Genomic DNA, 26456 nt, shown 5'->3' with positions numbered 1-26456 from the left:
ATCGCGCCATGCGAACTCCGATGACCCGCTGCTTCGCCCTCGTGCCCGCCGCCGGAAGCGGCAGCCGCATGGGCAGCGAACAGCCCAAACAATATCTGTCCCTGCTTGGCCAGCCGCTGATCCGTCACACGCTGGCCGCCTTGTGTGCGTCTACGCGAATCGAGAGGGTATACGTGGTCCTGTCGGTCGGCGACCAGGAGTGGGACCGCCATGACTGGACCGAGTTCGGTGACCGGCTGGTGCCCCTGTTCTGCGGTGGCGCCTCGCGGGCCGACAGTGTCCTGAACGGCTTGCGCAGCATCGCCGACGACACAGCCGAGTCGGACTGGATCCTGGTGCACGATGCGGCCCGTCCCTGCCTGGCGCCCTGGCATATCGACGCGCTGGTGCGCGAGCTGATCCACGACGAGGTGGGTGGCATCCTGGCCGTGCCGGTGGCGGATACCCTCAAGCAGGCGGACGGCAGCCACCACATTGCCGCCACGGTCCCCCGCGAAGGCCTGTGGCAGGCCCAGACGCCCCAGATGTTCCGTTACGTGATGCTCAAGCGCGCTCTCGAAAGTGCCCGCCACGTCACCGACGAGGCCAGCGCCATCGAGGCCATGGGACTGCGGCCGCGCCTGGTGCGGGGCGACCCCACCAACCTGAAAGTCACCTATCCCCTCGACCTGCACCTGGCCGAGTGGATCCTGCAGCATCGCGAGGGCAATGAATGAGTGTTCCGTTCCGTATCGGCCAGGGTTTTGACGTGCATGCCCTGGTTCCCGGCCGTCCGCTGATCATCGGCGGCGTGACCATTCCCTTCGACAAGGGCCTGCTCGGCCATTCGGATGCCGACGTGCTGCTGCACACCATCACCGATGCGATTCTCGGTGCGGCCGGGCTGGGCGATATCGGCCGGCACTTCCCGGATACCGATCCCCGTTTCGAGGGGGCCGATTCCCGCGTGCTGCTGCGCGAAGCCGCCGCCGCCGCCCGCGCCGCGGGCTGGCAGACGGTCAATGTGGATGCCACCGTGATCGCCCGGGCGCCGAAGATCCTGCCCCACGTGCCGGCCATGGTCGCCAACATCGCCGCCGATCTGGGTGTCGAGCCGGCTGCCGTGAATATCAAGGGGAAGACCACCGAGAAGTTGGGCTTCACCGGGCGTGGAGAGGGCATCGCCGCCCAGGCGGTGGCCTTGATGATGCGGGTGGATGGCTGAGCCCGTGCGCCGGCTGTTCCTGGCCTTGTGGCCGGGGCAGGCGGAGGTGTGCCGGCTGGACCACCTGGCCGGCGTCGCCCAGGCTGTGGGGGGCGGGCGGCGCATGCGGCCGGAGACCCTGCACATGACCCTGGCCTTTCTCGGGGATGTGCCGGAGAGCCGGATTCCCGACTTGTGCGCGGTGATGGCGGACTGCCGGCCAGAGCCCTTCCAGCTGGAGATTGACCAGCTGGGCTACTGGCCCGCCAATCACATCCTGTGGGCAGGCTGCCGCCAGCCGCCGGTACAGCTCGGCGATCTGGTGGCGGGTGTCCATGCCGCGCTGCAGCGAGTGGAACTTCGCCCCACGCGGCCGGATTTCTTTCCTCACATCACCCTGCTGCGCAATGCGCAGGTGGCGCAAGCATTACCCGAGCCCGAGCCGATTGCCTGGCCGGTGGGGGAGTGGCTGCTGGTGGAGTCCCGGCGTGATGCGGGCGGCGCGGCCTACCACCGGCTGGCGGGCTGGCCGACCGCTCCGCTACCGGGCTGATTCAGTTGCGGCTCTTGCGGCGGCGGACCAGCCCGCCGAGGCCGAGGGCACCCAGTACCAGGGCCAGGGAGCCGGGTTCGGAGACATAGGCCACCGGATCGAGCGTGATCAGGTCGTTGGCGCAGAGCATGGTCCATTGCAGGTCGAAGGCTTCGGTCGGGCCATTGGCACCCCAGTATTGGCCAAATGCCGCCACGGGGATCTCCAGTTCGTAGAACCAGTGGTTGCCGCCCAGGGTGCCCATGTTGCCGAAGGCGCTCGAGATCACCAGATTCGCGTTGCCCACATCCGTGCCGCCGGTCACGCTGGTGACGTAACTGGAGTTGGCCGGGTCATAGACGCCGGGAGAACTCCACAGGCCGGTGGCCCAATTCGAGTTGCTGGTGCTCACCACATCACCCTGGTGCAGGCCTGCGGTGCGATCGGCGGTGAGAACGCCGAAGTCCCAGGTGCCGTCGCGGCCGAAATCGATGGCAAAGTCACCGCGGCCGTAGCTGTTGGCGCCGTTCACCGTGTTGGGGTCATGGCCGGTGATCATGCCGATCGCCAGGTAGGTCTGGCCGTCGGCGCGGGTGTACCAGCTCAGGTACATGGCTTCCGCGTCGTAGGCCTGGCCGCCCCAGCCCGGGCTCAGGTAGCCGCTGTTGGCGTTACTCTGATCCTCGACCACGTAGGTGATGCCGCTGTTCGGCGTCCAGCCGGCAACCGTGCCGTTGTTCTGGATACCCCAGTCGGAGAAGTTGCCGTCGATGGTCATGGAGCCGGCCATGGCAGGCAGGGACAGGGCGCCGGTGGCGAGGCTCAGGGCGATGCTGGCGAAGGATTTCTTGTTGATCATCTTGCACACCAATCTGTAAGGGATGGCTGCAAGAATAGGGGCGGGATGCCGCCGGGAAGAGGGACTTCCTCACGGTCTGACGGGGGGGCGGGGCAAAAGAGCAGGCGGCTGCGACTCCAGTCACAGGCGCCTGCAAGTACGGTGTCACCCGTCTACCCTCTACGCGGTTGCGTGGGGGGGCGAGGGGGCCGGGCCACCGTGGGGAGGTCAAACGTAGAGGCAGCTTTCCAGGCGTCCGCACAGCAGGGGTTCGGACGTCTTGGTGTAATCCTTCTCGAAGCGGTCGGTCACCATCTGGGCGGTGGGCCGGTCCAGGGTGGCGTTGAGCATGCCCATGAAGCCAGGCGGGGCGACGAGGATGGCCCGGGCAAACAGGTTGCGGCTGCGCCCCATGTAGAGTTCCCTGGCCAGGCGCTGGGCGAAACTTCGGGCGGCGTTGAGCTTGGGCGGAGTCTGTTGTTCACGGGCGCCGTGCCCGCTGCCGGCGGCCTGCATCTGGCCGGCCCGATCGGAGGTCAGATCGGCGTTCTTCATGCGGCTCTCCGGGTGCGCGATTTCCTTGACCAGCTGGAGCCCCTTGTTGGGACCCAGGTTGGCATACAGACGGGCAAGACTCGCATTGGCGACAAGAATCCAGGTAATTGCCATGAATACGCTCTCCACTTTTTGTCATGAATGCCGAAGCGGCCTAGGCACTTTAGACAGCGGATTCTGTTAAATCAAAGTGACAATTTGGCGTCTTCCGTGTGAGCTTCCTGGGCTGTCCGGGCCCGCGCGGCGGGGTCCTGGCCGTAGTACCGCGCCAGCTGGTCATATACCGCCGGGTAGCCCGTCTTGAGCAGGCCGGGTGTCTCGAAAAAGGCTTCACTCATGACCGCAAAAAACTCACCCGGGTTCTCGGTTGCGTAGGGGTCGAAGCCGGTGTCTTCGTCCCGGTCCACCCGTGCGCAGAGGTCTTCGTAAGCGGGCTTGAAGGCGCCGGCCCACTCCGCCGCCGGCATGTGGGCGGGGAGAACCGGGTAGCCATCCACCTCGCCGTTGCCCATGTCGAGCTTGTGGGCGAACTCGTGGATCACCACGTTGACGCCTTCCAGGGCGTCGCCGGGCTCGAACCAGGAGAGCAGCACGGGGCCGCCCTCCCAGGCTTCGCCGAGGACTTCATCGTCGTATTCATGCACCACGCCATCGTCGTCGGCGAAGCTGCGCGGGATGACGAAATCGCCTGGATAGACCACGATGCCGACCCAGTCCGCGTAGGCGTCCAGGCCGATGTGGAGTACCGGCAGGCAGGCCTGCAAGGCGATCGAGAGCAGGATATCGTCGCCGAGCACCAGGCCTTCCGCGCCATGGATCTGTTTGTCGGCGAGAAATTCCAGTGCCAGGCGGCGCAGGCGGGGCCGTTCGTCGGGGGGCAGGTAGTCGAGGAAGGGCAGGCTGGCTTCGACCTGCTGCCAGCGCTCGGGAGAAACCTGCATGCGGTCGGCGGTGCGGCGGCGGCGCCAGCGGCGGAGGGCAGCGAACATGGTGGGGGCCGGATGGATGGAACGGAGGGGTGTAAATGTCGTCGAAGGGCGTCGATCCTGCGTGACCGGTTGCTCGCAGGGCGATCAAGATCAAGCTTTCACCACCCAGCCTATAGGATAATGCGGCCATGGTCGCCGTCACGCATTCGATTTCCCAGTCCGCTTCTGCGCTCTCGTCCAGTGAACTGCTCTGCGAGGGTGTCACCCCCGCAGACGCAGGGCGGATCGCCGACGCCCTTGCCTGGGTCCAGCCCCTGTACGACATCCGCAGCCTGGGCACCCAGGAGCCGGTCTGGGAGCATGCCCTCGGCACGGCCCTGATCGCCGCCTCCCTGCGCCTGGATGCGGATACCCGCATCGCCGCGCTGTGCTTCGCGGTGGGCGACGTGCTGGATCATCCCAACGAGCAGATCGGCGAGCGTTACGGCGAAGGCGTGGCGCGCCTGGTCGATGGCCTGCGCCGGCTCAATGGCCTGCGCGTCATCACCCGCATGACCACCACCGCCAGCGCCCCCGAGATCCGCGCCCAGAGCGAGGTGCTGCGCAAGATGCTGCTGGCCATGGTGGAGGACATCCGCGTGGTGTTGCTGCGTGTGGCCTCGCGTACCCAGACCCTGCGCTACTTCACCGACCACCCCGGCAAGACCCGCGACGCGATTGCCCGGGAGAGCCTCGATATTTATGCGCCGCTGGCCAACCGGCTGGGGATCTGGCAGCTCAAGTGGGAGCTCGAAGACCTGTCCTTCCGCTTCCTGGAGCCGGAAACCTACAAGCGCATCGCCCGCATGCTCGACGAGCGCCGGGTGGAGCGCGAGCAGTTCATCGTTGACGCGGTGGCACGCCTGAAGGCCGAGGTGGCGGCCCTCGGCATCAAGGCCGAGGTGTATGGGCGACCCAAGCACATCTACAGCATCTACAACAAGATGCGCGCCAAGCGCCTGGATTTCTCGCAGATCTATGACGTGCGCGCCCTGCGGGTGCTGGTCGCCGAGGTGAAGGACTGCTACGCGGTGCTGGGCATCGTGCACCAGATCTGGACGCCCATCCCCAAGGAGTTCGACGACTACATCTCGATGCCCAAGGGCAACAACTACCAGTCTCTGCACACCGCGGTGTATGCCGGGGATGGGCGGGCTCTCGAGGTGCAGATCCGCACCCACGACATGCACAACCACGCCGAGCTTGGCGTCGCGGCCCACTGGCGCTACAAGGAAGGCAGCGGCGCGTCGGCAGGCGAGTACGACGAGAAGATCGCCCTGCTGCGCAGCCTGTTGTCGTGGCGTGACGAGGTGACGGACTCGGCCGACTGGCTCGAGCAGTTCAAGCGGGCCTCGCTGGACGACACCATCTACGTGCTCACGCCCCAGGGCAGGGTCATCGATCTGCCGCGGGGCGGGACGCCGATCGACTTCGCCTACCGGGTACATACCGACCTGGGCCATAGGTGCCGCGGGGCCAAGGTCAATGGCCAGTTGGTCACCCTCAATACGCCTCTCGAGAGTGGTCAGACGGTGGAGATCATGTCCACCAAGGAGGGGGGTCCGTCCCGCGACTGGCTGAATGCCCAGCAAGCCTACGTGGCTACGCCAAGGGCCAGGCAGAAGATCAAGCAGTACTTCAGTGCCCTCGAAGAGGAAGAGCTGCTGGTCCGTGGCCGCAGCGTGCTGACCCGCGAGATCCAGCGGGAAGGCCATGGACAGGTGAACCTGGACGATCTGGCGACCCGCCTCGGCTTCAAGAACCAGGATGCCTTGTTCATCGCCGCGGGTCGCGGCGAGGTGGGGCCGCGCGCCATCCAGGTGGCCCTGCGGGGTGCCGACGCCGTCGACGAGCCCTCGCAGACGCCGGAGGTGATCATCGGGCAGAGCCACTCTGGCGATGCCGGCGACACCATCCTGATCGTCGGCGTCGGCAAGCTCATGACCTCCCTCGGCCGCTGCTGCAAGCCGGCGCCGCCGGACGCCATTCAGGGTTATGTGACCCGGGGGCGTGGCGTGTCCATCCACCGGGTCGAGTGCCGTGACTTCCAGCAACTGGTGCGCTCCCATCCGGAGCGCCTGATCAGCGCCCAGTGGGGCGGGGCGGCCTCGCCCAAGGAGGCGGTCTTCCCGATCGATGTGCTGGTCCACGCGATGGACCGGCAAGGCTTGCTGCGCGACATCTCGGAAGTACTGTCGCGGGAAAAGCTCAACGTCATCGCCGTCAATACACTCAGCCGCAAGGGCGCGGCGCGCATGCGCTTCACCCTCGAGGTGCAGGGCGTCCACCAGATCCAGCGGGCCCTGGCCCTGATTCGCGAGGTGAAGGGCGTCACCGATGTAGAGCGGGGCTGAGAGAAGCCCGGATGACCCTCCTGGACCGCCATCACTTTGCCTGGTTGTCGATCGTCACCGCAGTGGCGACGATCGCTCTGAAGACACTGGCATGGCAGCTCACCGGCTCGGTGGGGCTGCTGTCGGATGCGCTGGAGTCCTTCGTCAACCTCGCTGGCGCGTCCTTTGCCTTGTGGATGATCCTGATCACCCGGGATCCGCCTGACGGCAATCATCCCTTCGGGCATGGCAAGGCAGAGTATTTCTCCAGCGGGTTCGAGGGGCTCCTGATCCTTGGGGCCTCCGCCGGCATCGTCTGGACGGCGGTGGACCGGCTGATGGCGCCCCGGCCGATCGAGTCGCCGGGCTGGGGGCTGGCCTGGTCGGCATCCGCCACTTTCCTCAACTTTGTGGTCGCGCGCATCCTGGCCCGGGCAGGGGAACGCCTCAATTCGATTGCACTGAGGGCCGACTCCCGTCATCTGATGACCGACGTATGGACCTCGGTCGGGGTGATCGCCGGGGTGGCGCTGGTGGCGCTCACCGGCTGGCTGGTGCTCGACCCGCTGATCGCGATGGCGGTGGGCCTGCACATTGCTTGGGAGGCCAGGGCCCTGCTGAAGGAGTCCGTGGATGGTTTGATGGACCGCAGCCTGGATCCGCTGTCGGTCAGCCGTGCCGAAACCGTGCTGAGCGGCTTCCGGACGCGCGGGGTGGGGTTCGACAAACTGCGCACCCGCCGGGCCGGTGCCTCATCCTTTCTGCAGGTGGTGGTGCTGGTACCCGGTGAATGGACGGTGCGCCAGGGGCATGATCTGCTCGACGAGCTGGAGCAGGCGCTCGAGGAGGCGCTCCCCGGCACCGAGGTGACGACCCACCTGGAGCCCTTGCCCTGAACCGGACGGGCGGCCTTTGCTAAGATGCGGCGTTTGCTGCCTTACCGTTCGTCCTGTTCCGTCTTCCCGGTTTCTCCCGATGATCTTCGTCCTGTCTCCCGCCAAGGCCCTCGACTACACGTCGCCTCTCCCCACACTCCGTTTCACCGAGCCCGATCATCTCGACGATGCGGCCGAACTCATCGCCGGACTGCGCCAGTTGTCCCACGTCGAAGTCGCCGGCCTGATGGATCTCTCCGACACCCTGGCCGCCCTCAATGTGGCGCGCTATGGCGAATGGTCGCGGCCCTTCACGCCGGACAATGCCCGCCCGGCGCTGCTGGCTTTCAATGGGGATGTGTATGACGGCCTTGATGCCCGCAGTCTTTCCGAAGCCGATCTGGATTACGCCCAACAGCATCTGCGCATCCTGTCCGGCCTGTATGGCCTGCTCAAGCCCCTCGACCTGATGCAGGCCTACCGCCTGGAGATGGGGACGCGCTTCGCCAACCGGCGTGGCAAGGACTTGTACGCCTTCTGGGGGATGACCCAGACCGATGCCCTCAACCGCTTGCTGGCGGCGGAGGATGAGGCGGGGCGCGAGGCCGTGCTGGTGAACCTGGCCTCCGAGGAGTACTTCAAGTCGGTCAAGCCGGCCAGGCTCGAGGGGCGCCTGCTCAACATCGGTTTCGAAGACTGGAAGGGCGGCCGCTACAAGATCATCAGTTTCTACGCCAAGCGGGCCCGCGGCCTGATGGCCCGTTACGCCATCGACCAGCGGATCGACAGCGTGGAGCAGCTCCGCGGCTTTGACCGGGATGGTTATGCCTTCGCCGCGGAGGCGTCGGACGACAACCGCTGGGTTTTCCGGCGCAGGGAGGGTTGAGGCGATGGCACATCCGGACAAGCTGGCGGCCCTCGGCCGCATGAAGGCCATCGCGACTGCTCTGGCCGTGGTGGTCGGCCTGCTGTGGGTGCTGGCCCGGCACCAGGGCTGGCCATGGCTGGCCGCCTTCGCCGAGGCGGCCCTGGTCGGAGCCCTGGCCGACTGGTTCGCCGTGGTGGCGCTGTTCCGCCATCCGCTTGGCCTGCCCATTCCGCACACGGCCATCCTGCCGCGCAACAAGGCGCGCATTGCCGACAACCTGGCCGAGTTCATCCGCGACAGGTTTCTCGACACCAGCGCCCTGGTGGCGCGCCTGCGCGCGGTGGATCCGGCCCGCCACCTCGCTGGCTGGCTGGCCAAACCGGAGAACGCCGGGCTGCTGGCGGGGCGTCTGGTGGTGGTGTTGGCCGAGTCGGTGGATTTCATGGAGGACCCGCGGGTCCGGCGTCTCTTCCTGCACGCCCTGCGCCGGCGCGCCGGCGCACTGGACCTGTCCGACAGCATGGGGCAGGTGCTGGACACGCTGAAGGATCAGGGGCGGCACCAGGCGCTCTTCGATGAAGGTCTGCGCCGCTTGTCCCACTGGCTGGACGAGCCCTCGGTCCGCCAGGGTTTTGCCGGCATGGTGGTGGATGTGGCGAGCCGTGAGTACCCGAAAGTGGTGGCGATGCTGGGCCTGGTCGGCATGAACGCTGAAGAACTGGGCGAGCGGGTGTCCACCGGCCTCATCGGTGCGGTGCATGGCATGCTCGACGATATCGCCCGCGACCCCCAGCATCCGCGCCGGCAGGCAGTCGATGAACTGCTGGCCCGCTACATCGAGCGCCTGGGCCAGGATGAAGCCTTCCGCAGCCGGGTGGATCAAGCCAAGCGGGATTTCCTGGCCCAGCCCGGCATCGAGGACTACCTGCGCGGCCTGTGGAATGATCTGCGCGACTGGCTGGCCCGCGACATGGGGCGGCCGGAATCGCGGGTCCGGCGCAAGCTGGCTGCGGCCGCCGCCGCCCTGGGGGCGAGCCTGGCCGACAACCCGGCCCTGCGCGAATCGCTCAATGAGCACATCGAGCGCACCGTCGAAGCCCTGGCCCCGGAGCTGCGCGCCGGCCTGGCCCAGCACATTGCGGGAACCGTACGTTCCTGGAACGACGACGACCTGGTCCGCGAGATCGAGGTCAGCCTGGGCCGCGATCTCCAGTTCATCCGCCTGAATGGCACCTTCGTCGGCGGCGGCATCGGACTGGCCCTGCATGCACTGACCCAACTCTTCCCGTGAGCATCCGATGACACTTCGCATCAGCAGCAACTTCGATTCTGGCGCCATCGAGGTGCTTTCCCTCGAGCAGGCTGGCGACATCCGGCTGCGCCTGCGCGCCGACCAGGGGATTGCCGGCGATGGCGGCTTTCGCCAGTGGTTCCATTTCCGCCTGCACGGCGCGGCCGGCCAGGCGGTTCGCCTGGTCTTCGAGAATGCCGCCGATGCGGCCTATCCGGATGGCTGGCCCGACTACCGCTGCGTGGCGTCCTACGATCGTCGCAACTGGTTCCGCATCCGCAGCACGCGCTACGAGAACGGGCAACTGATCGTCGAGCACACGCCCGAGCGCAACAGCATCTATTACGCCTATTTCGAACCGTATTCCCACGAGCGCCATCTCGATCTGCTGGGCAGGGTAGAGATGTCGCCCTTCGCCTCGGTGAGCAACCTGGGTGCCACAGTGGACGGCCGCGACCTCGACCTGGTGACCGTCGGCCGCGCGGCGCCGGGCAAGCTGCCGATATGGATCATCGCCCGCCAGCATCCGGGAGAGAGCATGGCGGAGTGGTTTGTCGAAGGGCTGCTCGAAAGGCTTCTCGATGGTGCAGATCCGGTGGCCCGGCGCATCCGCGAGAAGGCGGTGCTCTACGTGGTGCCCAACATGAACCCGGACGGCGCCGTCCGCGGCAATCTGCGCACCAACGCGGCGGGGGCCAACCTCAACCGGGAATGGCGTGAGCCGGACCCGGCGCGCAGTCCCGAGGTCCTGCTGGTGCGGCAGGCCATGGAAGCCAGTGGCGTTGATCTGTTCCTCGACATCCATGGGGACGAGGCCTTGCCTTATGTCTTCTTTTCCACCGCCGAGGAAGTGCCGGGCTTCAGCGACGCCCAGCGGGTGCGTCAGGCCCGCTTCGTGGAGGCCTTCAAGGCCGCCAGCCCGGATTTCCAGACCGAGCACGGCTATCTCTCAGGCCGTTTCCGCGACGAATTGCTGACCCTCGCCTCCAAGTGGGTGGCGCACCGTTTCGGCTGTGTCTCGCTGACCCTCGAGATGCCCTTCAAGGACAACGCCAACCTTCCCGACGGTCTGTCTGGCTGGAACGGCGAACGCAGCAAGCGCCTCGGCGCAGCCATGCTGAATCCCATCCTCAGGCACCTGGACATCTGACGGTGCTTGCTCCTGCCTAAAGATCACGGCGGACCTTCCGATACTTCAAAGCTGATGTTGCCGTTGCGTTTGTAGCGGATGGTCGAGGGCGGGCTCCGTGGCCGGATGGCAGGGGCGCTTGCCGGCAACTTCCGGGGGCGCTGAAAAAAGCCGAAAAAATTTGGAAATCGTGTCATCCGGAGTGTGGATGTCGGCGTTAAGGAAGAACAGGCGAGAGATCGCCGGTTTTCACAGGAGAAGTCGATGGGCAGTTATTGCAACGAGTCCTACGCAGAGTTTCTGGATTCCCTCAAGGCCGCGGGTGTCGTGATCCGCAACGAAGACGAAGTTCGCGAACGTCTGGCAGAGTCCCAGCGCTGGCGCAGCGCCTTCATGACCCTGGCCGCCAATGGCCGTCTGCTCGGCATCGAGTTCACAGTTGCCGGCCAGGGTGGTGACCCCCGCGCCGTGCAGCGTGTGATGGCCGAACATGCCTTCCCCGCCGAGAAGGAAGCCGCTTTCATCGCACAATTGACCGCCGATCGCTGATCCGATCTGCCGTCCGCCGGTTCTACCCGGTGATGAGTAAAACCTTAAGCCCTCTCTTCGACTGAAGGAGGGCTTTGTTTCGGGCTGTGCCTGCCAGCCGTCAGGGGCGATCCGGGCAGCTGGCACACCTATGACAGGCGGCGCAGCAGCGCCTCACCCACGCGGATGGCGCGTCCTGATCCAACCCCCTCGCACAGCCCGTAGCCTTCCGGGACGAAGGCGATGATCGTCGAGCCGTGCTCGAACCAGCCCATTTCCTGACCCTTGCGGAAGCCCGCCCGGGTCGGGATCTCGTTGGGGCCCCGGTAGCGCAGGTGCAGCAGCACATCCAGCCAGTGCAGGTGGATGCTGGCGACCAGGATGGCGGCCACCGGCACCAGGGTCAGCAGTGCCCCGTCGGCATTCAGCCGGCTGCGGATCACCACCCGTTCGTTCTTGCAGTAGAGCCGCTCGACCCGCTTGAGGGCGGGCGGATTGACGTTCCAGACATCGCCCGAGATGTAGGTCACATGTTCGACCTGCAGGTCGGCCGGGGCGTGGAAGCGGTGATACATGCTCGACTTCAGGCGCAGGGTCACGTAGCTGCCCTGCCGGTAGTGGGCCACCAGATCCTCGTCACCCAGCAGGTCGACCAGCGGATACGGGGCACCCTTGGCCTGCAGCACCGTGGTGCCGTCAATCGGCCCGCAGGCGCCGACGATGGCGTCGCAGGGGCTGGCCAGGATGTCCGGCTCTGCATTGATCGGGCGCGCGCCTTCCTTCAGTTCCCGCGTGAAGCAGGCGTGCATGCTGCGGAATTCCTGCTGCCTGGCTTCGCTCAGGTCCAGGTCGGCAAAGCGCTGCCACACGGCGATGGACAGCCGCGCCACAAGGGGCTGTTCGATCTTGCTGAACCAGCCCATGAAGCGGGTCAGCAGGGCACGCGGCAGGCGGTTGGTGAGCAGGAAGTTGAGGTCTTCCTGATCGAGCAGGCGGGACAGCAGGCGAGGGGAGGGCGGAGTGTCTTTCATGGCGTTGTAACCGGGTTCGGTTAAATCAGTCATCTTTCAGTTGTGGAGAGCACACGCGTGGAAGATGCATGGATGTTGGCCGGGCTGGGCGTGATGGCATTGCCGGGCCTGGTGTTGAAGGCGAAGCGCCGGCTGGAGTTGTCGAAGGGCAAGCATCCTTCGCTGGCCGGCCATTCGAAGATGTCCCGCCGGGTGGCCAGGCTGCTGCCCTTCTATGAATACGACGAGGCGACCTTCTTTCGTTCGGACGATGCGCCTGCCGAGGTGGCAGCGCTTCGCCGGGCGGGCTTCTTCCGGCTGGCGGACGCCTACCGGGAGCGCTTTCCGGTCAGCGCTGCGCAGACGGCGGCCGTCCGCGACGGGGTGTCGGACCTGCAATTCACCGGCGCTTACCGGGTGCCTTTCCAGTACAGCCGTGTGGTCCGCAGTCACCTGCAGGGGGGCTCTTTCGTGGCTGCGTCGCGGGGTGTCACGGTGACCGACCTGGACGGCAACGTGTTCTACGACCTGACCGGTTCCTACGGTGTCAATGTCTTCGGCTACGACTTCTACAAGTCGTGCATGGCCAGGGGCAGCGCCCGCGTGGAGGAACTGGGCCCGGTGCTGGGCGCCTACCATCCGCTGCTGGCCTACAACGTGAAGCGGCTGAAGGCCATTTCGGGGCTGGACGAAGTGTCCTTCCACATGTCCGGCACCGAGGCGGTGATGCAGGCCGTGCGCCTGGCCCGCTACCACACCCGGCGCACCCACCTGGTCCGCTTCTGCGGTGCCTACCACGGCTGGTGGGGCGACGTGCAGCCGGGGGTCGGCAATCCGGTGGCGGCGGAGCAGACCTACACCCTGAAGGACATGCACCCGGATGCGCTGCGGGTGCTGCGTCGGCGCAAGGATATTGCCTGTGTGCTGATCAATCCGCTGCAGGCGCTGCATCCCAACGGCTCGGCGCCGGGAGATTCGTCGCTGGTGGACAGCAGCCGGCGCGCCGCTTTCGACCGGGCGGCCTACACGGCCTGGCTGAAGGCCGTGCGCGAGGTGTGCACCGAGAAGGGTATTCCGCTGATCTTCGACGAAGTCTTCGTCGGCTTCCGGCTGGCTCCGGGGGGCGCCCAGGAGTACTTCGGGGTGAAGGCCGACATGGTGATCTACGGCAAGACCCTGGGTGGTGGCCTGCCGGTGGGCGTGGTGTGCGGCCGCGCCGGGCTGATGCGCCGCTACCGGGACGACCGGCCGGCGGACATCTGCTTTGCGCGCGGTACTTTCAATTCGCATCCCCACGTGATGGGCGCCATGGCGGAATTCCTCGAGCGCATTGACACCCCGGCAGTACAGGCTTTGTACGACGGCCTCGACGACATCTGGAACGGCCGAGCGATGCGGCTCAATGCGCGCCTGGCTGCGGAGAGCCTGCCGGTGAGGGTGGCCAATCTGTCGACCATCTGGACGGTCCTGTATACCCGCCCCAGCCGCTACAACTGGATGCTGCAGTATTACCTGCGCCTTGAGGGGCTGGCCCTCAGCTGGGTGGGGACAGGTCGTTTCATCTTCAGCCTCAACTACGGCGATGCGGATTTCGATGCCGTGGCCGACCGCTTCGTGGCGGCAGCCCGGAAGATGGAGCAGGACAGCTGGTGGTGGCATGACGGCCAGCTGACCGACAAGGGCATCCGTCGGCGGATTCTCAAGGAGATGGTGCGCCATCGTTTTTCCGGGAAGTAGACGTGAAAACGCCGCTCCGCCCTGGCCAGGGCTGGAGCGGCGGAGGGCGGCTCAGACGGCCTGGCGGGCGCGCAGGTCGCGCAGCAGGTGCAGCGGCGCCTTGTGGTAAAGCTTGATGTCGTGGTAAGGGTCGGTGAGGATCTTGGTGAGCCATACCAGACCGGTCTGCACGTCGCGGATGAAGAACAGATGCACGGTGCGGAAGAGCAGGCCGATGACGCCCAGCGCCAGCCACAGGATGCCCAGGTGGTCGATGAAGCCGCCGATCTCGCTGTGGGCCTCGAACAGGCCGAAGAAGCCCGGATTGATCCACAGGGCTACCGGGATGAAGGCCCAGATGCTCAGCAGCACCATCTTGCGTTTCAGGTTGTAGCCAACCTTCACGGCTTCCTTGTATTCGTTGCTGACCTGGTTCTCCTCGTCGAAGCCCAGCGGCTCGAAGAAGAAGTGGCCGGACTGGCGGGTCACCATCGAAACGAGCCAGCCGATCAGCGCCGCCTTCACCGGTTCGACGAAGACCAGTGAATAGGCGATGAGGAAGCTCACCGCGCTGATGAAGTGCAGGGTCTGGTTGACCCGGCTGTGGTGATAGAAGCGGTGGTCGTCCCAGCGCTGGAGTTCCAGCGCACGCAGAAAGTCCTTCATGAAGTCTCCTCGAGTCGGCGAAATGGCCTTCAAGGCAAGACTAAGAAGCCTGCGTTACCGGGCGGCTGCGGAAATGTTAAGGCGTCGTGATGCCCTGCGCCGGGCCTTCTCCGACTGCGGGCAGCGATGGCGCGCAGCGGGCTCCGGGTAGAATGCCGCGCTGATATCCGGAGCCATGGGAGGGCTGGGGCGATGAGGGGACTGAACGGGTCGCGCCGGTTGGCGATCATCCTGCTTGGGGCGGTGGCACTTGCCTTTTTCATCCACGCCCAGCCTGACGCCAATCCCTGGATACCCCGTCTGTTGTTGGGTGGGAGCGTGCTGATCCTGTTCGGCCTGATCTGGCGCAGCCGGCGCCAAGGGGCCAGGGCCCGCTTCCTGGCCCGTTTCCGCTTTCCGTCGGGGCTGGCGCGCAAGGTGAGGGAGCGTTATCCCCACCTGAGCGAGGCCCAGGCGGAGATGGTCGTCCGGGAGTTGCGCAACTTCTTCCGCGTGGCCCTGGCGGCACAGGGGCGCATGGTGTCGATGCCGAGCCAGGCGGTGGATGTGGCCTGGCACGAGTTCATCCTGTTCACCAAGGGCTACCGGCTGTTCTGCCGGCAGGGCTTGGGGCGCTTCCTGGACCATACGCCAGCCGAATACATGGCCACGCCGCAAACCGCGCAGACCGGCCTGCGCCGCACCTGGCTGCAGGCCTGCCGCCTGGAGGGCATCGACCCGCGCAAGCCGGCGCGCCTGCCCATGCTGTTCGCCCTCGACGGGCTGCTGCTGATCCCCGACGGCTTCCGCTATGCCCTGAACTGCATGGGGCCGGATGGCACCCGCTCGGGGGATGCCTATTGCGCCACCGACATGGGTTGCGGCGGCTCGGGGAGTGGCTGCGCGGGGGATTCGGATGGTGCCGGAGGGGGCGGCGGCGGAGATGGAGCGGGCGACGGCGGCAGCGGTTGCGGGGGAGGCTGCGGCGGGGGCGACTGAGCTGGCGTGGGCGGGCGGCGGCCGGGGCCGCCGCCGCGGGTGTCACAGGAAGCGGTCGAGCAGGCGCTTGCTGTGGGCGTCCAGCGCGTAGCGGTCGCGGATCAGGAAGTTGATGCCGCGGCTGTCGGCGATCATCAGGGCCGGCGAGGTGAGGCGACGGATGTCCTCCTCGCCCTTCAGGACCATGCTGGTGGCGCCCCGGTCGGTCTCGATCTCCCAGGTGCTCGGGCAGGCGAAGCTGGAAACCCGGTGGATGCGCTGGATCACCGGAATGAACTCGCGGCTGGCCATTTCCTCTTCGATCAGGCGGCGCGGGGCCTCGTCCAGATCGGTCAGGCGCTCGATCCAGGCCACTTCCTCGCCGTCGCTGTTGATCAGGCCGATGTTCTCGGCGGGGGCCGCAATCGGAAAGGCCCGTACCGGGGTGATCAGATGGGCCTTGCCTTCGCCGTCGGTGAACATGAGGTGGCCGAAGCTGTTGCGGGTGAGGGGCAGATTCTGCTGGGACATGGTGTGATCTTCAGGCGGAAGCATGTTCGCGGTGCTCGGGGACACGGGGCTCGCCGCCGATGGCGTCGTCGTCGAGCTTGCGGGTCTGGGCTTCGTAGAGGCGGAAGTAGGCACCCTGCTTTTCCATCAGGGTGTCGTGGTTGCCGATCTCGACGATCTGGCCCCGGTCGAGCACCACCAGCCGGTCGGCCTTGCGCAGGGTGGACAGGCGGTGGGCGATGGCGATGGTGGTACGGCCGCGGATGAGGTTCTCGAGGGCCGCCTGGATTTCCATCTCGGTCTCGGTATCCACCGCCGAGGTGGCCTCGTCGAGGATCAGGATGCGCGGGTCGATGAGCAGGGCGCGGGCGATGGAGATGCGCTGGCGCTCGCCGCCGGACAGGGCCTGGCCGCGCTCGCCGACCAGGGAGTCGTAGCCCTGGGGCAGGCGCAGGATGAAGTCGTGGGCGTGGGCGGCACGGGCGGCGGCGATGATCTCCTCGCGGGTGGCGTCCGGCTTGCCGTAGGCGATGTTCTCGGCGATGGTGCCGAAGAACAGGAAGGGCTCCTGCAGCACCAGGCCGATGTTGCGACGGTATTCCGACACCGGCACCGAGCGGATGTCCATGCCCTCAATGCGGATCGAGCCGTCGGTGACGTCGTAGAAGCGGCAGATCAGGTTGACCAGGGTGCTCTTGCCGGAGCCGGAGTGGCCGACCAGGCCGATCATCTCGCCCGGTGCGATGTTCAGGTCCACGCCGCGCAGGATGGTGCGGTTGCCATAGCGGAAACCCACCCGCTTGACCTCGATGGCGCCGGTGACCTTGGGCAGGTGCTGGGGGGTGGCCGGGTCGGGCACGCTGGATACGTGGTCGAGGATGTCGAAGATGCGCTTGGCGCCCGCGGCGGCCTTCTGGGTTACGGAGACGATCCGGCTCATGGAGTCGAGGCGGGTGTAGAAGCGCGAGATGTAGGCGATGAAGGCGGCCAGGGTACCGACGGTGACGTCGTTCTTGGAAACCAGCCAGATGCCGAAGCCCCAGACGATGAGCAGGCCGATCTCGGTCATCAGCGTGACGGTGGGTGAAAACACCGACCAGACCTTGTTCACCCGGTCGTTCACCGCCAGGTTGCGGGCGTTGGCCTCGCGGAAGCGGGCGACCTCACGCTTCTCCTGGGCGAAGGCCTTGACCACCCGGATGCCGGGAATGGTGTCGGCGAGGACGCTGGTGACTTCCGACCAGACCCGGTCCACCTGCTCAAAGCCGTAGCGCAGCTTGTCGCGCACGGTGTGGATGAGCCAGGCGATGAAGGGCAGGGGAACCAGGGTGACCAGGGCCAGCCAGGGGTTGATCGAGACCAGGATCACCGCGGTCATGGTGATCATCAGCACATCGGTGGCGAAGTCCAGAAGGTTCATCGACAGGAACAGGCAGATCCGGTCGGTTTCGGCGCCGATCCGCGACATCAGGTCGCCGGTGCGCTTGCCGCCGAAATATTCAAGCGACAGTCCCTGAAGGTGCTCGTAGGTGGTGGTGCGCAGGTCGGCGCCGATGCGCTCGCTGACCAGGGCCAGGATGAAGGTCTTGGCCCAGCCCAGGCCCCACGCAAAGACGGCGGCCACCAGCAGGCCGCTGAGCAGGGTCATGACCTTGACGCTGTCGATGGGCTGGCCGTTCTGGAAGGGGATCAGCACCTCGTCCATCAGAGGCATGGTGAGGTAGGGCGGCACCAGAGTGGCCGCGGTGGACACCAGGGTCAGGATGAAGCCGGCCAGCAGCTGCTTCTTGTAGGGTTGGGCGAAGCGCCACAGGCGGAAGAGGGTCCAGGTGGACGGCGGGGTGTGGATCTCCCGCGCACAGGTGGGGCATTCGTCGGTGCCCGGGGGCAGCGGTGCGTCGCAGGTGGGGCAGGTGAGGGGCTCCGGCGGCTGCGGCTGGCGGCCGGCCAGCACGCATTCGAGCTGCGCCTTGAAGCGGTCGGCCAGGTTGCGCGCTGCGGGGTCCTGCGCCAGCGTGAAGCGCCAGCCGGCCAGCTTGCCATCGACGTCCACCAGGTCCAGGCTGGCCACGCCGGCGTGGTCCTTGTGGCGCAGGCTCTGGCTGTCGCGGAAGGGCCAGGATTGCCACGTCTCGCCGGCCTCGGACCAGGCGATCAGGCGCCGGTTGGTCAGGGCGACCAGGCCGTTCCGGAAGTGGAGCTGGCTGTCCAGGTCGAGAACAAGGCTGGCGAGCACTTTTTCGCCGGACTCGAGGGCGGGATCAAGCCGGGTCCGCCAGGCATCGGGGACGGCCGGGCCGAGATAGTCGGAATAGGCGGAAGGCAGGGGCGCTGATTGGGAATTCAATTGGGAATTCATCTCGGGGACGCGATAAGGCCACAGAAAAGGGCCGGCGTGGGGCAAAATTGCGATCGAAGTTTACTGACTCGTTACAGGCGCGTATACACCCGGTGGCAGGCAGTATGGTCAGGTTGTGTATATTCTTTACAGCGGTAATCCAACCCGGCTTTGCTGCGTTAGGTGGATGTTCAGTTTTTTCCGCACCGTGCCGCTATCCAGCCCGTCCTTTCAATAGCCTCGTCCATGACCAACAAAACGATCGAATTCCTCAACGTGCTCCATCTGCGGGGACCGAACATCTGGACTTACCGGTCCGTCCTTGAAGCCTGGGTCGACATCCACGACCTGGAGGACTGTCCGTCCAACGTCATCCCCGGGTTTTACGAGCGCTTGACCGCCATGCTGCCGACCCTGATCGAGCACCGCTGCAGCATCGGTGAGCGGGGCGGCTTCCTGCAGCGCCTGCGGGACGGCACCTGGCCTGGCCACATCCTCGAACACGTGACCCTGGAGCTGCAGAACCTGGCCGGGATGACCGGCGGTTTCGGCAAGGCGCGGGAAACCTCCCTACGCGGTGTGTACAAGGTGGTGATCCGCGCCTGGCAGAAGGACGTGTCGATGGCGGCCCTCAACATGGGCCACGATCTGCTGATGGCGGCCATCGAGAGCCGTCCTTATGACGTGGATGCCGCGGTGGCGCGCTTGCGCGACCTGGTCGATACCCACATGCTCGGCCCGAGCACGCGCTGCATCGTCGAGGCGGCGGCCGACAAGAGCCGGCGCATTCCCTTTATCCGCCTGCTGGCAGAGGGCAACCTCGTGCAGCTCGGCTATGGTGCGCGCCAGCGCCGCATCTGGACCGCCGAGACCGACCGCACACCGGCCATTGCCGAGAGCATCTCGCGGGAGAAGGATCTCACCAAGACCCTGCTCGAATCCTGCGGCGTGCCGATTCCCGAGGGGCGTATCGTCGATGGCATCGAGGATGCCATCGAGGCCGCCGGGGACATCGGCTTCCCGGTGGTGATCAAGCCCAGCGACGGCAATCATGCCCGTGGCGTGTTCACCAATGTGCGCAGCCCTGACGAGATCCGCGAGCTGTATCCCCTGTCTGCAGCCGAGGGCTCGGAGGTCATCGTCGAGCGCTTCATCCGTGGCGCCGAGCACCGCCTGCTGGTGGTCGGCGGCAAGATGGTGGCGGCCAACAAGGGCGACATGGTGTCCGTGGTCGGCGACGGCGAGCACAGCATCGACGAGCTGATCGAGACCCAGATCAACTCCGATCCGCGGCGTGGCGTGGAGCATGAATTCCCCCTCTACCTGATCAAGCTCGACCGCTACCCGGCGGCCCAGATGGAGGTGGCCCGCCAGGGCTTCACCGGCGCATCGGTGCCGCCCGCGGGGCAGGAGGTGATGATCGTCCGCACCAGCAACATGGCCTTCGACGTGACCGACGAGGTGCACCCGGACACCGCCGAACTGGCCTGCCTGGCCGCGCGCATCGTCGGCCTGGACATCGCCGGCGTCGACCTGGTCTGCGAAGACATCTCCAAGCCGCTGGACGTGCAGCAGGGTGCCATTGTCGAGGTGAATGCCGGCCCCGGCCTGCTGATGCATATCAAGCCGGGCGTCGGCCAGCCGCGCCCGGTGGGCGAGGCCATCGTCGACCATCTGTTTGCCAAGGATGCGGACTCCCGGATCCCGGTGGTCGGCGTCAGCGGCAGCCGCGGCAAGACCCCGGTGGCCCGCCTGATCGCCCACCTGCTGCGTATCTCCGGCCAATACACCGGGCTGGCCTGCAGCCAGGGAGTGTTCCTGGACGGCCGCCAGGTGGAGACCGCCGAGGGCACCAACTGGGATGCCGCCGAACGGGTGCTGATGAACCGCTCCGTGGAAGCGGCCGTCTTCGAGAACGGCTGCCGCAGCATCCTGGCCGACGGCACGGTTTACGACCGCTGCCTGGTGGGGGTGGTCACCAATGTCGATCCGGAACTGCATTACGGCGAGTTCTACATGGACAGCCCCGAGAAGGTCTGGAACGTGTTCCGCACCCAGGTCGACCTGGTGCTGCCCTACGGCGCCTCCGTGCTCAATGCCGAAGACCCGGCGGTGGTCGAGATGGCCCCCCTGTCCGACGGCGAGGTGATCTTCTACGGGGTGGATAGCGCCGCAGAGGCGCTTGCCGCGGCCCGTACCGAGGGCAAGCGCTCGGTCTATGCCCGTGACGGCAAGCTGATCCTGGCGACCGGCGAGAGCGAGGAAGTCCTGGCCCCGATGAGCGAGGTGGTGATGCTCGCCAACGGTGCCGATGCCGCGCCGGGCGTGCTCTCGAACCTGCTTGCGGCGGTGGCCGGAGCGTGGGCCCTGGGTATTTCCCCGGCGATGATCCGCGCCGGCATCAAGCCCTACGACCCCGCCGCGCCGCTGCGCGCCGACTATTGAGCATCCCGGGCGCTAGCCAGAACCATGAGATTGGCCGGCGCGCCTGATGGGCGCCGGCAGCATAAAAAGACAAGGACCGACATTCATGGAAGTTTCACGCATCCGGGCACTGCGCGGCCCCAACCTGTGGAGCCGCCACACCGCCATCGAAGCCATCGTGACCTGCTCCGAGGCCGAGGGCGACATCGATTCCATTCCGGGTTACGAGGAGCGCCTGCGCAACCTCTTTCCGGAAATGGGCTTCCTGGAGGCAGATGCTCACCTGGGCCAGATCTCCGTGGCCCATGCCCTCGAGATGGCCACCCTGGGCCTGCAGTCCAGCGCCGGCTGCCCGGTGACCTTCAGCCGCACTGCCCGTACCCTGGAGCCGGGTGTGTTCCAGGTGGTGGTCGAATACACCGAAGAAAAGGTCGGCCGCCTGGCCTTCGAGCTGGCCATCGAACTGTGCCGCGCCGCCGAGACAGACGGCGCCTTCGACTTGGCCGCGGCGCTGGGCCGCCTCCAGGAGCTCGACGAGGACGTGCGCCTCGGCCCTTCCACCGGCTCCATCGTGCAGGCCGCCGTGGCCCGTGGCATCCCGTTCCGGCGCCTCACCGAGGGCAGCCTGGTGCAGTTTGGCTGGGGCAGCAAGCAGCGCCGCATCCAGGCCGCCGAGACCGACCTGACCAGCGCTGTGGCGGAATCCATCGCCCAGGACAAGGAACTCACCAAGACCCTGTTGCGTGCCGCTGGCGTGCCGGTGCCGCTGGGGCGCTCGGTGAGCAGCGCCGACGACGCCTGGCAGGCCGCCCGCGAGATCGGCGGCCTGGTGGTGGTCAAGCCTCGCGACGGCAACCAGGGCAAGGGCGTGGCCGTCAAGCTGCGCACCGAGGAAGAGGTCAAGCGCGCCTACAACGTGGCGGTCGAGTTCAGCGACGACATCCTGGTCGAGCGCTACCTGCCCGGCCATGACTACCGTGTGCTGGTCATCGGCGACAAGCTGGTGGCGGCGGCCCGCCGTGATCCCCCGCTGGTGGTGGGCGATGGCAAGCGCAGCATCCGTGCCCTGGTCGATCACGTGAACAGCGATCCGCGCCGGGGCGTCGGCCATGCCACCTCCCTGACCAAGATCCGCTTCGACGAGATTGCCCTGGCCACCCTGGCCAAGCAAGGCTTCGACGCCGAATCCGTGCCGCCCAAGGGCAAGCGCGTGATCCTGCGCAACAACGCCAACCTGTCCACTGGTGGCACGGCCACCGATGTGACGGATGACGTCCACCCCGAAGTGGCCGAGCGGGCCATTGCCGCGGCCAAGAACATCGGCCTCGACATCTGCGGTGTGGATGTGGTCTGCGAGAGCGTGCTCGAGCCCCTCGAGACCCAGAGCGGCGGCATCGTCGAATGCAATGCCGCCCCCGGCCTGCGCATGCACCTGCAGCCTTCCTACGGCAAGGGCCGGCCGGTCGGCGAGGCGATCGTCGCCAACATGTTCAAGCCCGGCGAGAACGGCCGCATTCCGGTGGTGGCAGTGGCCGGCACCAATGGCAAGACCACCACGGTGCGCCTCACCGCCCACATCCTGGGCGTGGCCGGCAAGCGGGTCGGCATGACCAATTCCGACGGTGTCTATGTGGGAAAGCGCCGCATCGACACCGGTGACTGCAGCGGCCCGCGCAGCGCCCGCAACATCCTGCTGCACCCCGACGTGGATGCCGCAGTGTTCGAGACGGCGCGCGGCGGCGTACTGCGGGAGGGCCTGGCCTTCGACCGCTGCGATGTGGCGGTGGTGACCAACATCGGCATGGGCGACCACCTGGGCCTGTCCTACATCAGCACCGTGGAAGATCTGGCGGTGGTGAAGCGGGTCATCGTGCAGAACGTGGCGCCCCATGGCACCGCCGTGCTCAACGCCGCCGACCCGATGGTGGTCAAGATGGCTACAGCCTGCCCGGGCAAGGTGCTGTATTTCGCCCTGGATCCGAACAACCCCGTGCTGGCGACCCACAGGGTGCAGGGTCATCGGGTGGTCTTCGTCGAGGGCGATGCTATCGTGGCGGTGCAGGGCGAGGAGCAGTTCCGCGTACCCCTGGCCGGCATCCCGATCACCCGTAACGGCAGCATCTCCTTCCAGGTCGAGAACGCCATGGCCTCGATCGCCGCGGCCTGGGCCCTGGGCCTGTCCATCGAGAACATCCTGGAAGGGGTGGGCAGCTTCATCAACGATGCCGCCAGCGCGCCGGGACGCTTCAACGTCTTCGACTACAAGGGGGCGACCCTGATCGCCGACTACGGCCACAACCCGGATGCCATCCTGGCCTTGGTGCAGGCGGTGGAGAGCATGCCGGCCAAGCGCCGCTCGGTGGTGATCAGCGGTGCCGGCGACCGGCGTGACGAAGACATCCGCGAGCAGACCCGCATCCTCGGCAAGGTCTTCGATGAGGTGGTGCTCTACCAGGACGAGTGCCAGCGTGGCCGCGCCGACGGCGAGGTGCTGGCGCTGCTGCGCGAAGGCCTGGTCGGCGCGCCGCGGACCACCGACATCGGCGAGATCCGGGGTGAGTTCCTGGCCATCGACGCGGCCCTGGCCAAACTGTCCAGCGGTGACCTGTGCCTGATCCTGATCGACCAGGTGGAGGAGGCTCTGGAGCACATCGCCAAGCGGATTGCCGAAGCGGGCTGACCAGCCCCCTGAGCAGATAGTCAGGTTTCGACCAGGAAGCCTTCCGCCACGCGGCGGAAGGCTTCCTGCATTTCCAGGGTCTGCGGCGGCGTCCAGCCCAGTTCTTCGGCCATGACGGCGGCCACCGCCGCGGCGCAGTCGAGGGCCGCCCGGGCATCGGTGAACAGCGCCCGGTGGCGGCGGGCCAGCATGTCTTCGATGTTGCGGGCCTGCTCGTGGCGCACGGCATGGCGGACTTCGGCTTCGCTCAGGTCGAGGCCGGGGTGCAGACATACTTGGGCGCCTGGAAGGGCGTCGATGGCGGCCCGCTCGCAGCCATGTACGTCTTCGGTGGGGCTGGCGGTGCTGCCGTGCAAGCTCAGGTTGCGGCTGCGACCGGCCCGGGGGGGCAGGCCGCCCGATGCGGCCGCGCGGTCGATGATCTCCTCACCCATGAGCCGGTAGGTCGTCCATTTTCCGCCTGCGACCGTCACCAGGCCCTGGTGGGACACCTCGATGACGTGTTCCCGCGACAGGCTTGCGGTGTTGCTTGCGCCACCACCGATCAGCGGGCGCAGGCCGGCAAAGGCGCTGCGGACATCATGTCGGGCCGGTGCGCGGGGAAGGTAGCGGCCCGCCGTGTCGAGGATGAAGTCGACCTCCTCGCTGAAGGGGCGGGGTTCCTCGGGCAGGTCCTGGCGGGCGGTGTCGGTGGTGCCCAGCAGCACCTTGCCTTTCCAGGGAATCATGAACAGCACGCGGCCGTCGCGGGTGCGCGGGATCAGCAGGGCCGAATCGCCGGGCAGGAAATCCCGGTCCACCACGAGGTGGGCGCCCTGGCTGGGGCGCAGCCGGCCGGCCAGGCCGGCGTCGTCGAGCCGTCGCAGCTGGTCGGCCCACACCCCCGCAGCGTTGATCACCACCTGAGCGTGGATCTCGAAGGCTTCACCGCTCTCGGCATCACGGGCGCTGACGCCGCTGACCCGGCCCTTGTCGTGGAGAAGCTGCTCGACCGGCAGGTAGTTGAGGGCCAGACCACCCAGCCCGATGACGGTGCGCATCAGGCTGATGGCCAGCCGGGCATCGTCGAAGCGCGCATCCATGTAGGCGATCCCGCCGAGCAGGCCGTGGTTTTCCACGGTGGGGAGGAGGGTCAGGGTCTCGCCCGCGGACAGCAGGCGGCTGGGCCCCAGGCTGCGTTGTCCGGCCAGCCAGTCGTAGGCGCTCAGGCCGATGCCCAGGGTGAGGCGGTCGAGGTGGCGATACACCGGCACCACGAAGCGCTGCGGGTGGACCAGGTGGGGGGCGTTGGCGAGCAGCAGGGCGCGCTCCGCCAGCGCCTCGCGGACCAGGCCGATGCGGCCCTGGGCGAGGTAGCGCACCCCGCCGTGGATCAGCTTGGTGGAGCGGGAGCTGGTGCCCTTGGCAAAATCCCGTGCTTCGAGGAGCAGCGTCGAATAGCCACGGGAGGCGGCCTCCACGGCGCAGCCCAGGCCGGTGGCACCACCGCCTACCACCAGCACGTCCCAGCGGGGCGTGGCGCGCAGGCGTTCAAGCAGGGCCAGGCGCTTCATTCTGCAGCCCAGTCGCGGCAGCGTTCCACGGCCCGGTGCCAGGTGTTCAGCTGGCTTGCGCGCCAGTCGGCCGAGCGGGTCGGTTCGAATACGCGTTCGGCCTGCCAGTGGCTGGCCAGCGCATCGGTGGAACTCCACACGCCCACCGCCAGGCCGGCCAGGCTGGCGGCGCCGAGGGCGGTGGTCTCGGTCTGGCGCGGGCGGATCACCGGCACGCCGAGCAGGTCGGCCTGGATCTGCAGGAGGAGGTCGTTGCGTGCGGCGCCACCGTCGGCCCGCAGCTCGGTGAGGGGGCCGGCGCCGTCCCGGCCCATGGCGTCGACCAGGTCGACGGTCTGCAGGGCGATGGCGTCCAGGGCTGCGCGGGCGATGTGTGCCTTGGTGACGCCACGGGTCAGGCCGACCAGGATGCCGCGGGCGTGGCCGTCCCACCAGGGGGCGCCCAGGCCGGCGAAAGCCGGCACCAGCACGGCGCCGCCGCTGTCGGGCACGCTGGCGGCGAGCGCTTCGATGTCCGCCGCCGTATCGATGAGCCCGAGCCCGTCGCGCAGCCATTGGACGACGGCGCCGGCCACGAAGACGCTGCCTTCGAGCATGTAGTGGGTCTCACCGCCCCGCCGCCAGCCCAGGGTGGTCAGCAGGCGATGGCGGGACTCCACCGGCTGGTGCCCGGTGTTGAGCATCAGGAAGCAGCCCGTGCCATAGGTGTTCTTGGCCATGCCAGGCTGCAGGCAGGCCTGGCCGAAGGTGGCGGCCTGCTGGTCGCCGGCCAGTCCTGCGATCGGAATGGAATGGCCGAAGAGCGTGGGCAGGGTCTCGGCCATCACGCCGCTGCTGTCCACGACCTCGGGCAGCAGGCTGGGGGGAATGCCGAAGAGGGCGAGCAGGTCCTCATCCCAGACCTGGCGATGGATGTCGAAGAGCAGGGTGCGCGAGGCATTGCCCGGGTCGGTGACATGGCGGGCGCCGCCGGTGAGCTGCCATACCAGCCAGGTGTCGATGGTGCCGAAGGCGAGCTCGCCTCTTTCGGCCTGCTGACGGGCGCCAGGCACATGTGCCAGCAGCCAGGCCAGCTTGGTGGCCGAGAAATAGGCGTCCAGCTCCAGCCCCGTGCGGGCGCGGATCCATTCCGCGTGGCCGTCTGCCTTCAGGCGTTCACAATGGCCCACGCCGCGGCGGTCCTGCCAGACGATGGCGGGGGCCAGGGGGCGGCCGCTGGCGCGCTCCCACAGCACGGTGGTCTCCCGCTGGTTGGCGATGCCGATGGCGGCTATCTGGCCGGCGGCCAGGCCTGCTGCCCGCAGCGCCTCACGGGCGCAGGCCAGCTGGGTCTGCCATATCTCGAGAGGGTCGTGCTCGACCCAGCCGGGCTGGGGAAAGGACTGCCTGAATTCCTGCTGGGCCAGCCCGAGGGCCTCACCCTTGTCGTTGAAGACGATGGCCCGGCTGCTGCTGGTCCCTTGGTCGAGGGCGAGGAGAAAGGACATGGCGACACCTCCGCT

At 67.1% G+C, this 26456-nt stretch carries 22 protein-coding genes; 13 read left to right on the top strand and 9 right to left on the bottom strand.

The genetic code is table 11. The features are described from left to right. The first annotated feature begins 8 nt into the window (after positions 1-8). The 3 genes from ispD to thpR are packed head-to-tail and all read left to right on the top strand — an operon-like array spanning position 9 to position 1736. The gene (gene ispD, locus HHL15_RS02830) at positions 9-716 is read left to right on the top strand and encodes a 2-C-methyl-D-erythritol 4-phosphate cytidylyltransferase (RefSeq protein WP_235943178.1); all 708 of its coding nucleotides are present in this window, start codon (positions 9-11) and stop codon (positions 714-716) included. After that, the gene (gene ispF / locus HHL15_RS02825; RefSeq protein WP_169144273.1) at positions 713-1204 is read left to right on the top strand and encodes a 2-C-methyl-D-erythritol 2,4-cyclodiphosphate synthase; all 492 of its coding nucleotides are present in this window, start codon (positions 713-715) and stop codon (positions 1202-1204) included. Before ispD ends, ispF begins: the two co-directional genes overlap by 4 nt. Continuing rightward, entirely contained in the window at positions 1197-1736 is a 540-nt protein-coding gene (gene thpR, locus HHL15_RS02820) for an RNA 2',3'-cyclic phosphodiesterase (protein WP_169144272.1), read from the top strand. Before ispF ends, thpR begins: the two co-directional genes overlap by 8 nt. Position 1737: 1 nt before the next feature. Here thpR and HHL15_RS02815 read toward each other — a convergent pair whose 3' ends face one another. The 3 genes from HHL15_RS02815 to HHL15_RS02805 all read right to left on the bottom strand — a co-directional run bounded on the left by HHL15_RS02815 (position 1738) and on the right by HHL15_RS02805 (position 4097). After that, a complete protein-coding gene (locus tag HHL15_RS02815) occupies positions 1738-2574 on the bottom strand; it encodes a PEP-CTERM sorting domain-containing protein (RefSeq protein WP_169144271.1) in 837 nt (278 codons plus the stop codon). A gap of 207 nt (positions 2575-2781) precedes the next feature. Continuing rightward, positions 2782-3222 carry a host attachment protein gene (locus HHL15_RS02810; RefSeq protein WP_169144270.1) on the bottom strand — a complete coding sequence of 147 codons (441 nt, stop codon included), beginning with the start codon at positions 3220-3222 and terminating at the stop codon, positions 2782-2784. Positions 3223-3293: 71 nt separating this feature from the next. Beyond that, complete coding sequence (locus HHL15_RS02805; protein ID WP_169144269.1) at positions 3294-4097, bottom strand: M90 family metallopeptidase; 804 nt, start codon at positions 4095-4097, stop codon at positions 3294-3296. Positions 4098-4225: 128 nt separating this feature from the next. Between HHL15_RS02805 and HHL15_RS02800 the strand changes: the two genes are divergently transcribed. From HHL15_RS02800 to HHL15_RS02775, 6 genes are all read left to right on the top strand, one after another. After that, the gene (locus HHL15_RS02800) at positions 4226-6430 is read left to right on the top strand and encodes a RelA/SpoT family protein (protein ID WP_169144268.1); all 2205 of its coding nucleotides are present in this window, start codon (positions 4226-4228) and stop codon (positions 6428-6430) included. Positions 6431-6441: 11 nt separating this feature from the next. Then, positions 6442-7305 (top strand): cation diffusion facilitator family transporter, encoded by an 864-nt coding sequence (locus HHL15_RS02795; protein WP_169144267.1) that lies wholly within the window; start codon positions 6442-6444, stop codon positions 7303-7305. Between the two features lie 79 nt (positions 7306-7384). Beyond that, the gene (gene yaaA / locus HHL15_RS02790; RefSeq protein WP_169144266.1) at positions 7385-8170 is read left to right on the top strand and encodes a peroxide stress protein YaaA; all 786 of its coding nucleotides are present in this window, start codon (positions 7385-7387) and stop codon (positions 8168-8170) included. Between the two features lie 4 nt (positions 8171-8174). After that, positions 8175-9443, top strand: a complete 1269-nt coding sequence (locus HHL15_RS02785; RefSeq protein WP_169144265.1) for a DUF445 domain-containing protein — start codon at positions 8175-8177, stop codon at positions 9441-9443. Between the two features lie 7 nt (positions 9444-9450). Continuing rightward, a complete protein-coding gene (locus tag HHL15_RS02780; protein ID WP_169144264.1) occupies positions 9451-10593 on the top strand; it encodes a M14 family metallopeptidase in 1143 nt (380 codons plus the stop codon). Positions 10594-10836: 243 nt separating this feature from the next. Next, the gene (locus HHL15_RS02775) at positions 10837-11121 is read left to right on the top strand and encodes a hypothetical protein (RefSeq protein WP_169144263.1); all 285 of its coding nucleotides are present in this window, start codon (positions 10837-10839) and stop codon (positions 11119-11121) included. A 128-nt stretch (positions 11122-11249) separates the two neighbouring features. Here HHL15_RS02775 and asd read toward each other — a convergent pair whose 3' ends face one another. Further along, positions 11250-12131, bottom strand: a complete 882-nt coding sequence (gene asd / locus HHL15_RS02770; protein WP_169144262.1) for an archaetidylserine decarboxylase — start codon at positions 12129-12131, stop codon at positions 11250-11252. A 57-nt stretch (positions 12132-12188) separates the two neighbouring features. On the opposite strand from asd, the gene HHL15_RS02765 reads away from it, so the two are divergent. After that, entirely contained in the window at positions 12189-13847 is a 1659-nt protein-coding gene (locus HHL15_RS02765) for an aminotransferase class III-fold pyridoxal phosphate-dependent enzyme (protein ID WP_206198543.1), read from the top strand. A gap of 51 nt (positions 13848-13898) precedes the next feature. On the opposite strand, the gene HHL15_RS02760 is transcribed toward HHL15_RS02765, so the two are convergent. Further along, positions 13899-14492 (bottom strand): hypothetical protein, encoded by a 594-nt coding sequence (locus HHL15_RS02760; RefSeq protein WP_169144261.1) that lies wholly within the window; start codon positions 14490-14492, stop codon positions 13899-13901. Positions 14493-14684: 192 nt separating this feature from the next. Between HHL15_RS02760 and HHL15_RS02755 the strand changes: the two genes are divergently transcribed. Continuing rightward, the gene (locus HHL15_RS02755; protein WP_206198542.1) at positions 14685-15470 is read left to right on the top strand and encodes a glycine-rich domain-containing protein; all 786 of its coding nucleotides are present in this window, start codon (positions 14685-14687) and stop codon (positions 15468-15470) included. A 42-nt stretch (positions 15471-15512) separates the two neighbouring features. Here the strand turns inward: HHL15_RS02755 and HHL15_RS02750 are convergent, their stop codons facing one another. Both HHL15_RS02750 and HHL15_RS02745 read right to left on the bottom strand, forming a co-directional pair. Next, positions 15513-15980 (bottom strand): cyanophycin metabolism-associated DUF1854 family protein, encoded by a 468-nt coding sequence (locus tag HHL15_RS02750; protein ID WP_169144260.1) that lies wholly within the window; start codon positions 15978-15980, stop codon positions 15513-15515. Between the two features lie 10 nt (positions 15981-15990). After that, positions 15991-18306: a cyanophycin metabolism-associated ABC transporter gene (locus HHL15_RS02745; protein WP_235943177.1), complete on the bottom strand. Its 2316-nt coding sequence runs from the start codon at positions 18304-18306 to the stop codon at positions 15991-15993. Positions 18307-18543: 237 nt separating this feature from the next. Between HHL15_RS02745 and HHL15_RS02740 the strand changes: the two genes are divergently transcribed. Together HHL15_RS02740 and cphA are read left to right on the top strand one after the other, a co-directional pair. After that, on the top strand, positions 18544-20742 hold the full coding sequence (locus tag HHL15_RS02740) for a cyanophycin synthetase (RefSeq protein ID WP_169144258.1): 2199 nt from the start codon (positions 18544-18546) through the stop codon (positions 20740-20742). Between the two features lie 85 nt (positions 20743-20827). Next, on the top strand, positions 20828-23401 hold the full coding sequence (gene cphA / locus HHL15_RS02735; protein WP_169144257.1) for a cyanophycin synthetase: 2574 nt from the start codon (positions 20828-20830) through the stop codon (positions 23399-23401). A gap of 20 nt (positions 23402-23421) precedes the next feature. Here the strand turns inward: cphA and HHL15_RS02730 are convergent, their stop codons facing one another. Further along, positions 23422-24954 (bottom strand): glycerol-3-phosphate dehydrogenase/oxidase, encoded by a 1533-nt coding sequence (locus HHL15_RS02730; RefSeq protein WP_169144256.1) that lies wholly within the window; start codon positions 24952-24954, stop codon positions 23422-23424. Further along, entirely contained in the window at positions 24951-26441 is a 1491-nt protein-coding gene (gene glpK / locus HHL15_RS02725; RefSeq protein WP_169144255.1) for a glycerol kinase GlpK, read from the bottom strand. The genes HHL15_RS02730 and glpK overlap by 4 nt, the downstream gene beginning before the upstream one ends. Between the last annotated feature and the right edge of the window lie 15 nt (positions 26442-26456).

This window comes from Zoogloea dura (assembly GCF_012927165.1).
GTDB classification, from domain to species: domain Bacteria; phylum Pseudomonadota; class Gammaproteobacteria; order Burkholderiales; family Rhodocyclaceae; genus Zoogloea; species Zoogloea dura.
Note: the sequence above shows the minus strand (reverse complement) of the source record. Positions and strands in the feature narration are given on the sequence as shown.

What these genes read in the sequence shown, in the direction of transcription:
- HHL15_RS02795 (WP_169144267.1), top strand. Translation starts at nt 6,442, where the DNA reads ATGACCCTCCTGGACCGCCATCACTTTGCCTGGTTGTCGATCGTCACC.
- HHL15_RS02810 (WP_169144270.1), bottom strand. Translation starts at nt 3,222, where the DNA reads ATGGCAATTACCTGGATTCTTGTCGCCAATGCGAGTCTTGCCCGTCTG.
- HHL15_RS02780 (WP_169144264.1), top strand. Translation starts at nt 9,451, where the DNA reads ATGACACTTCGCATCAGCAGCAACTTCGATTCTGGCGCCATCGAGGTG.
- asd (WP_169144262.1), bottom strand. Translation starts at nt 12,131, where the DNA reads ATGAAAGACACTCCGCCCTCCCCTCGCCTGCTGTCCCGCCTGCTCGAT.
- HHL15_RS02805 (WP_169144269.1), bottom strand. Translation starts at nt 4,097, where the DNA reads ATGTTCGCTGCCCTCCGCCGCTGGCGCCGCCGCCGCACCGCCGACCGC.
- HHL15_RS02755 (WP_206198542.1), top strand. Translation starts at nt 14,685, where the DNA reads ATGAGGGGACTGAACGGGTCGCGCCGGTTGGCGATCATCCTGCTTGGG.
- glpK (WP_169144255.1), bottom strand. Translation starts at nt 26,441, where the DNA reads ATGTCCTTTCTCCTCGCCCTCGACCAAGGGACCAGCAGCAGCCGGGCC.
- HHL15_RS02775 (WP_169144263.1), top strand. Translation starts at nt 10,837, where the DNA reads ATGGGCAGTTATTGCAACGAGTCCTACGCAGAGTTTCTGGATTCCCTC.
- HHL15_RS02740 (WP_169144258.1), top strand. Translation starts at nt 18,544, where the DNA reads ATGACCAACAAAACGATCGAATTCCTCAACGTGCTCCATCTGCGGGGA.
- HHL15_RS02750 (WP_169144260.1), bottom strand. Translation starts at nt 15,980, where the DNA reads ATGTCCCAGCAGAATCTGCCCCTCACCCGCAACAGCTTCGGCCACCTC.
- ispF (WP_169144273.1), top strand. Translation starts at nt 713, where the DNA reads ATGAGTGTTCCGTTCCGTATCGGCCAGGGTTTTGACGTGCATGCCCTG.
- cphA (WP_169144257.1), top strand. Translation starts at nt 20,828, where the DNA reads ATGGAAGTTTCACGCATCCGGGCACTGCGCGGCCCCAACCTGTGGAGC.
- yaaA (WP_169144266.1), top strand. Translation starts at nt 7,385, where the DNA reads ATGATCTTCGTCCTGTCTCCCGCCAAGGCCCTCGACTACACGTCGCCT.
- ispD (WP_235943178.1), top strand. Translation starts at nt 9, where the DNA reads ATGCGAACTCCGATGACCCGCTGCTTCGCCCTCGTGCCCGCCGCCGGA.
- HHL15_RS02760 (WP_169144261.1), bottom strand. Translation starts at nt 14,492, where the DNA reads ATGAAGGACTTTCTGCGTGCGCTGGAACTCCAGCGCTGGGACGACCAC.
- HHL15_RS02815 (WP_169144271.1), bottom strand. Translation starts at nt 2,574, where the DNA reads ATGATCAACAAGAAATCCTTCGCCAGCATCGCCCTGAGCCTCGCCACC.
- HHL15_RS02800 (WP_169144268.1), top strand. Translation starts at nt 4,226, where the DNA reads ATGGTCGCCGTCACGCATTCGATTTCCCAGTCCGCTTCTGCGCTCTCG.
- HHL15_RS02785 (WP_169144265.1), top strand. Translation starts at nt 8,175, where the DNA reads ATGGCACATCCGGACAAGCTGGCGGCCCTCGGCCGCATGAAGGCCATC.
- thpR (WP_169144272.1), top strand. Translation starts at nt 1,197, where the DNA reads ATGGCTGAGCCCGTGCGCCGGCTGTTCCTGGCCTTGTGGCCGGGGCAG.
- HHL15_RS02730 (WP_169144256.1), bottom strand. Translation starts at nt 24,954, where the DNA reads ATGAAGCGCCTGGCCCTGCTTGAACGCCTGCGCGCCACGCCCCGCTGG.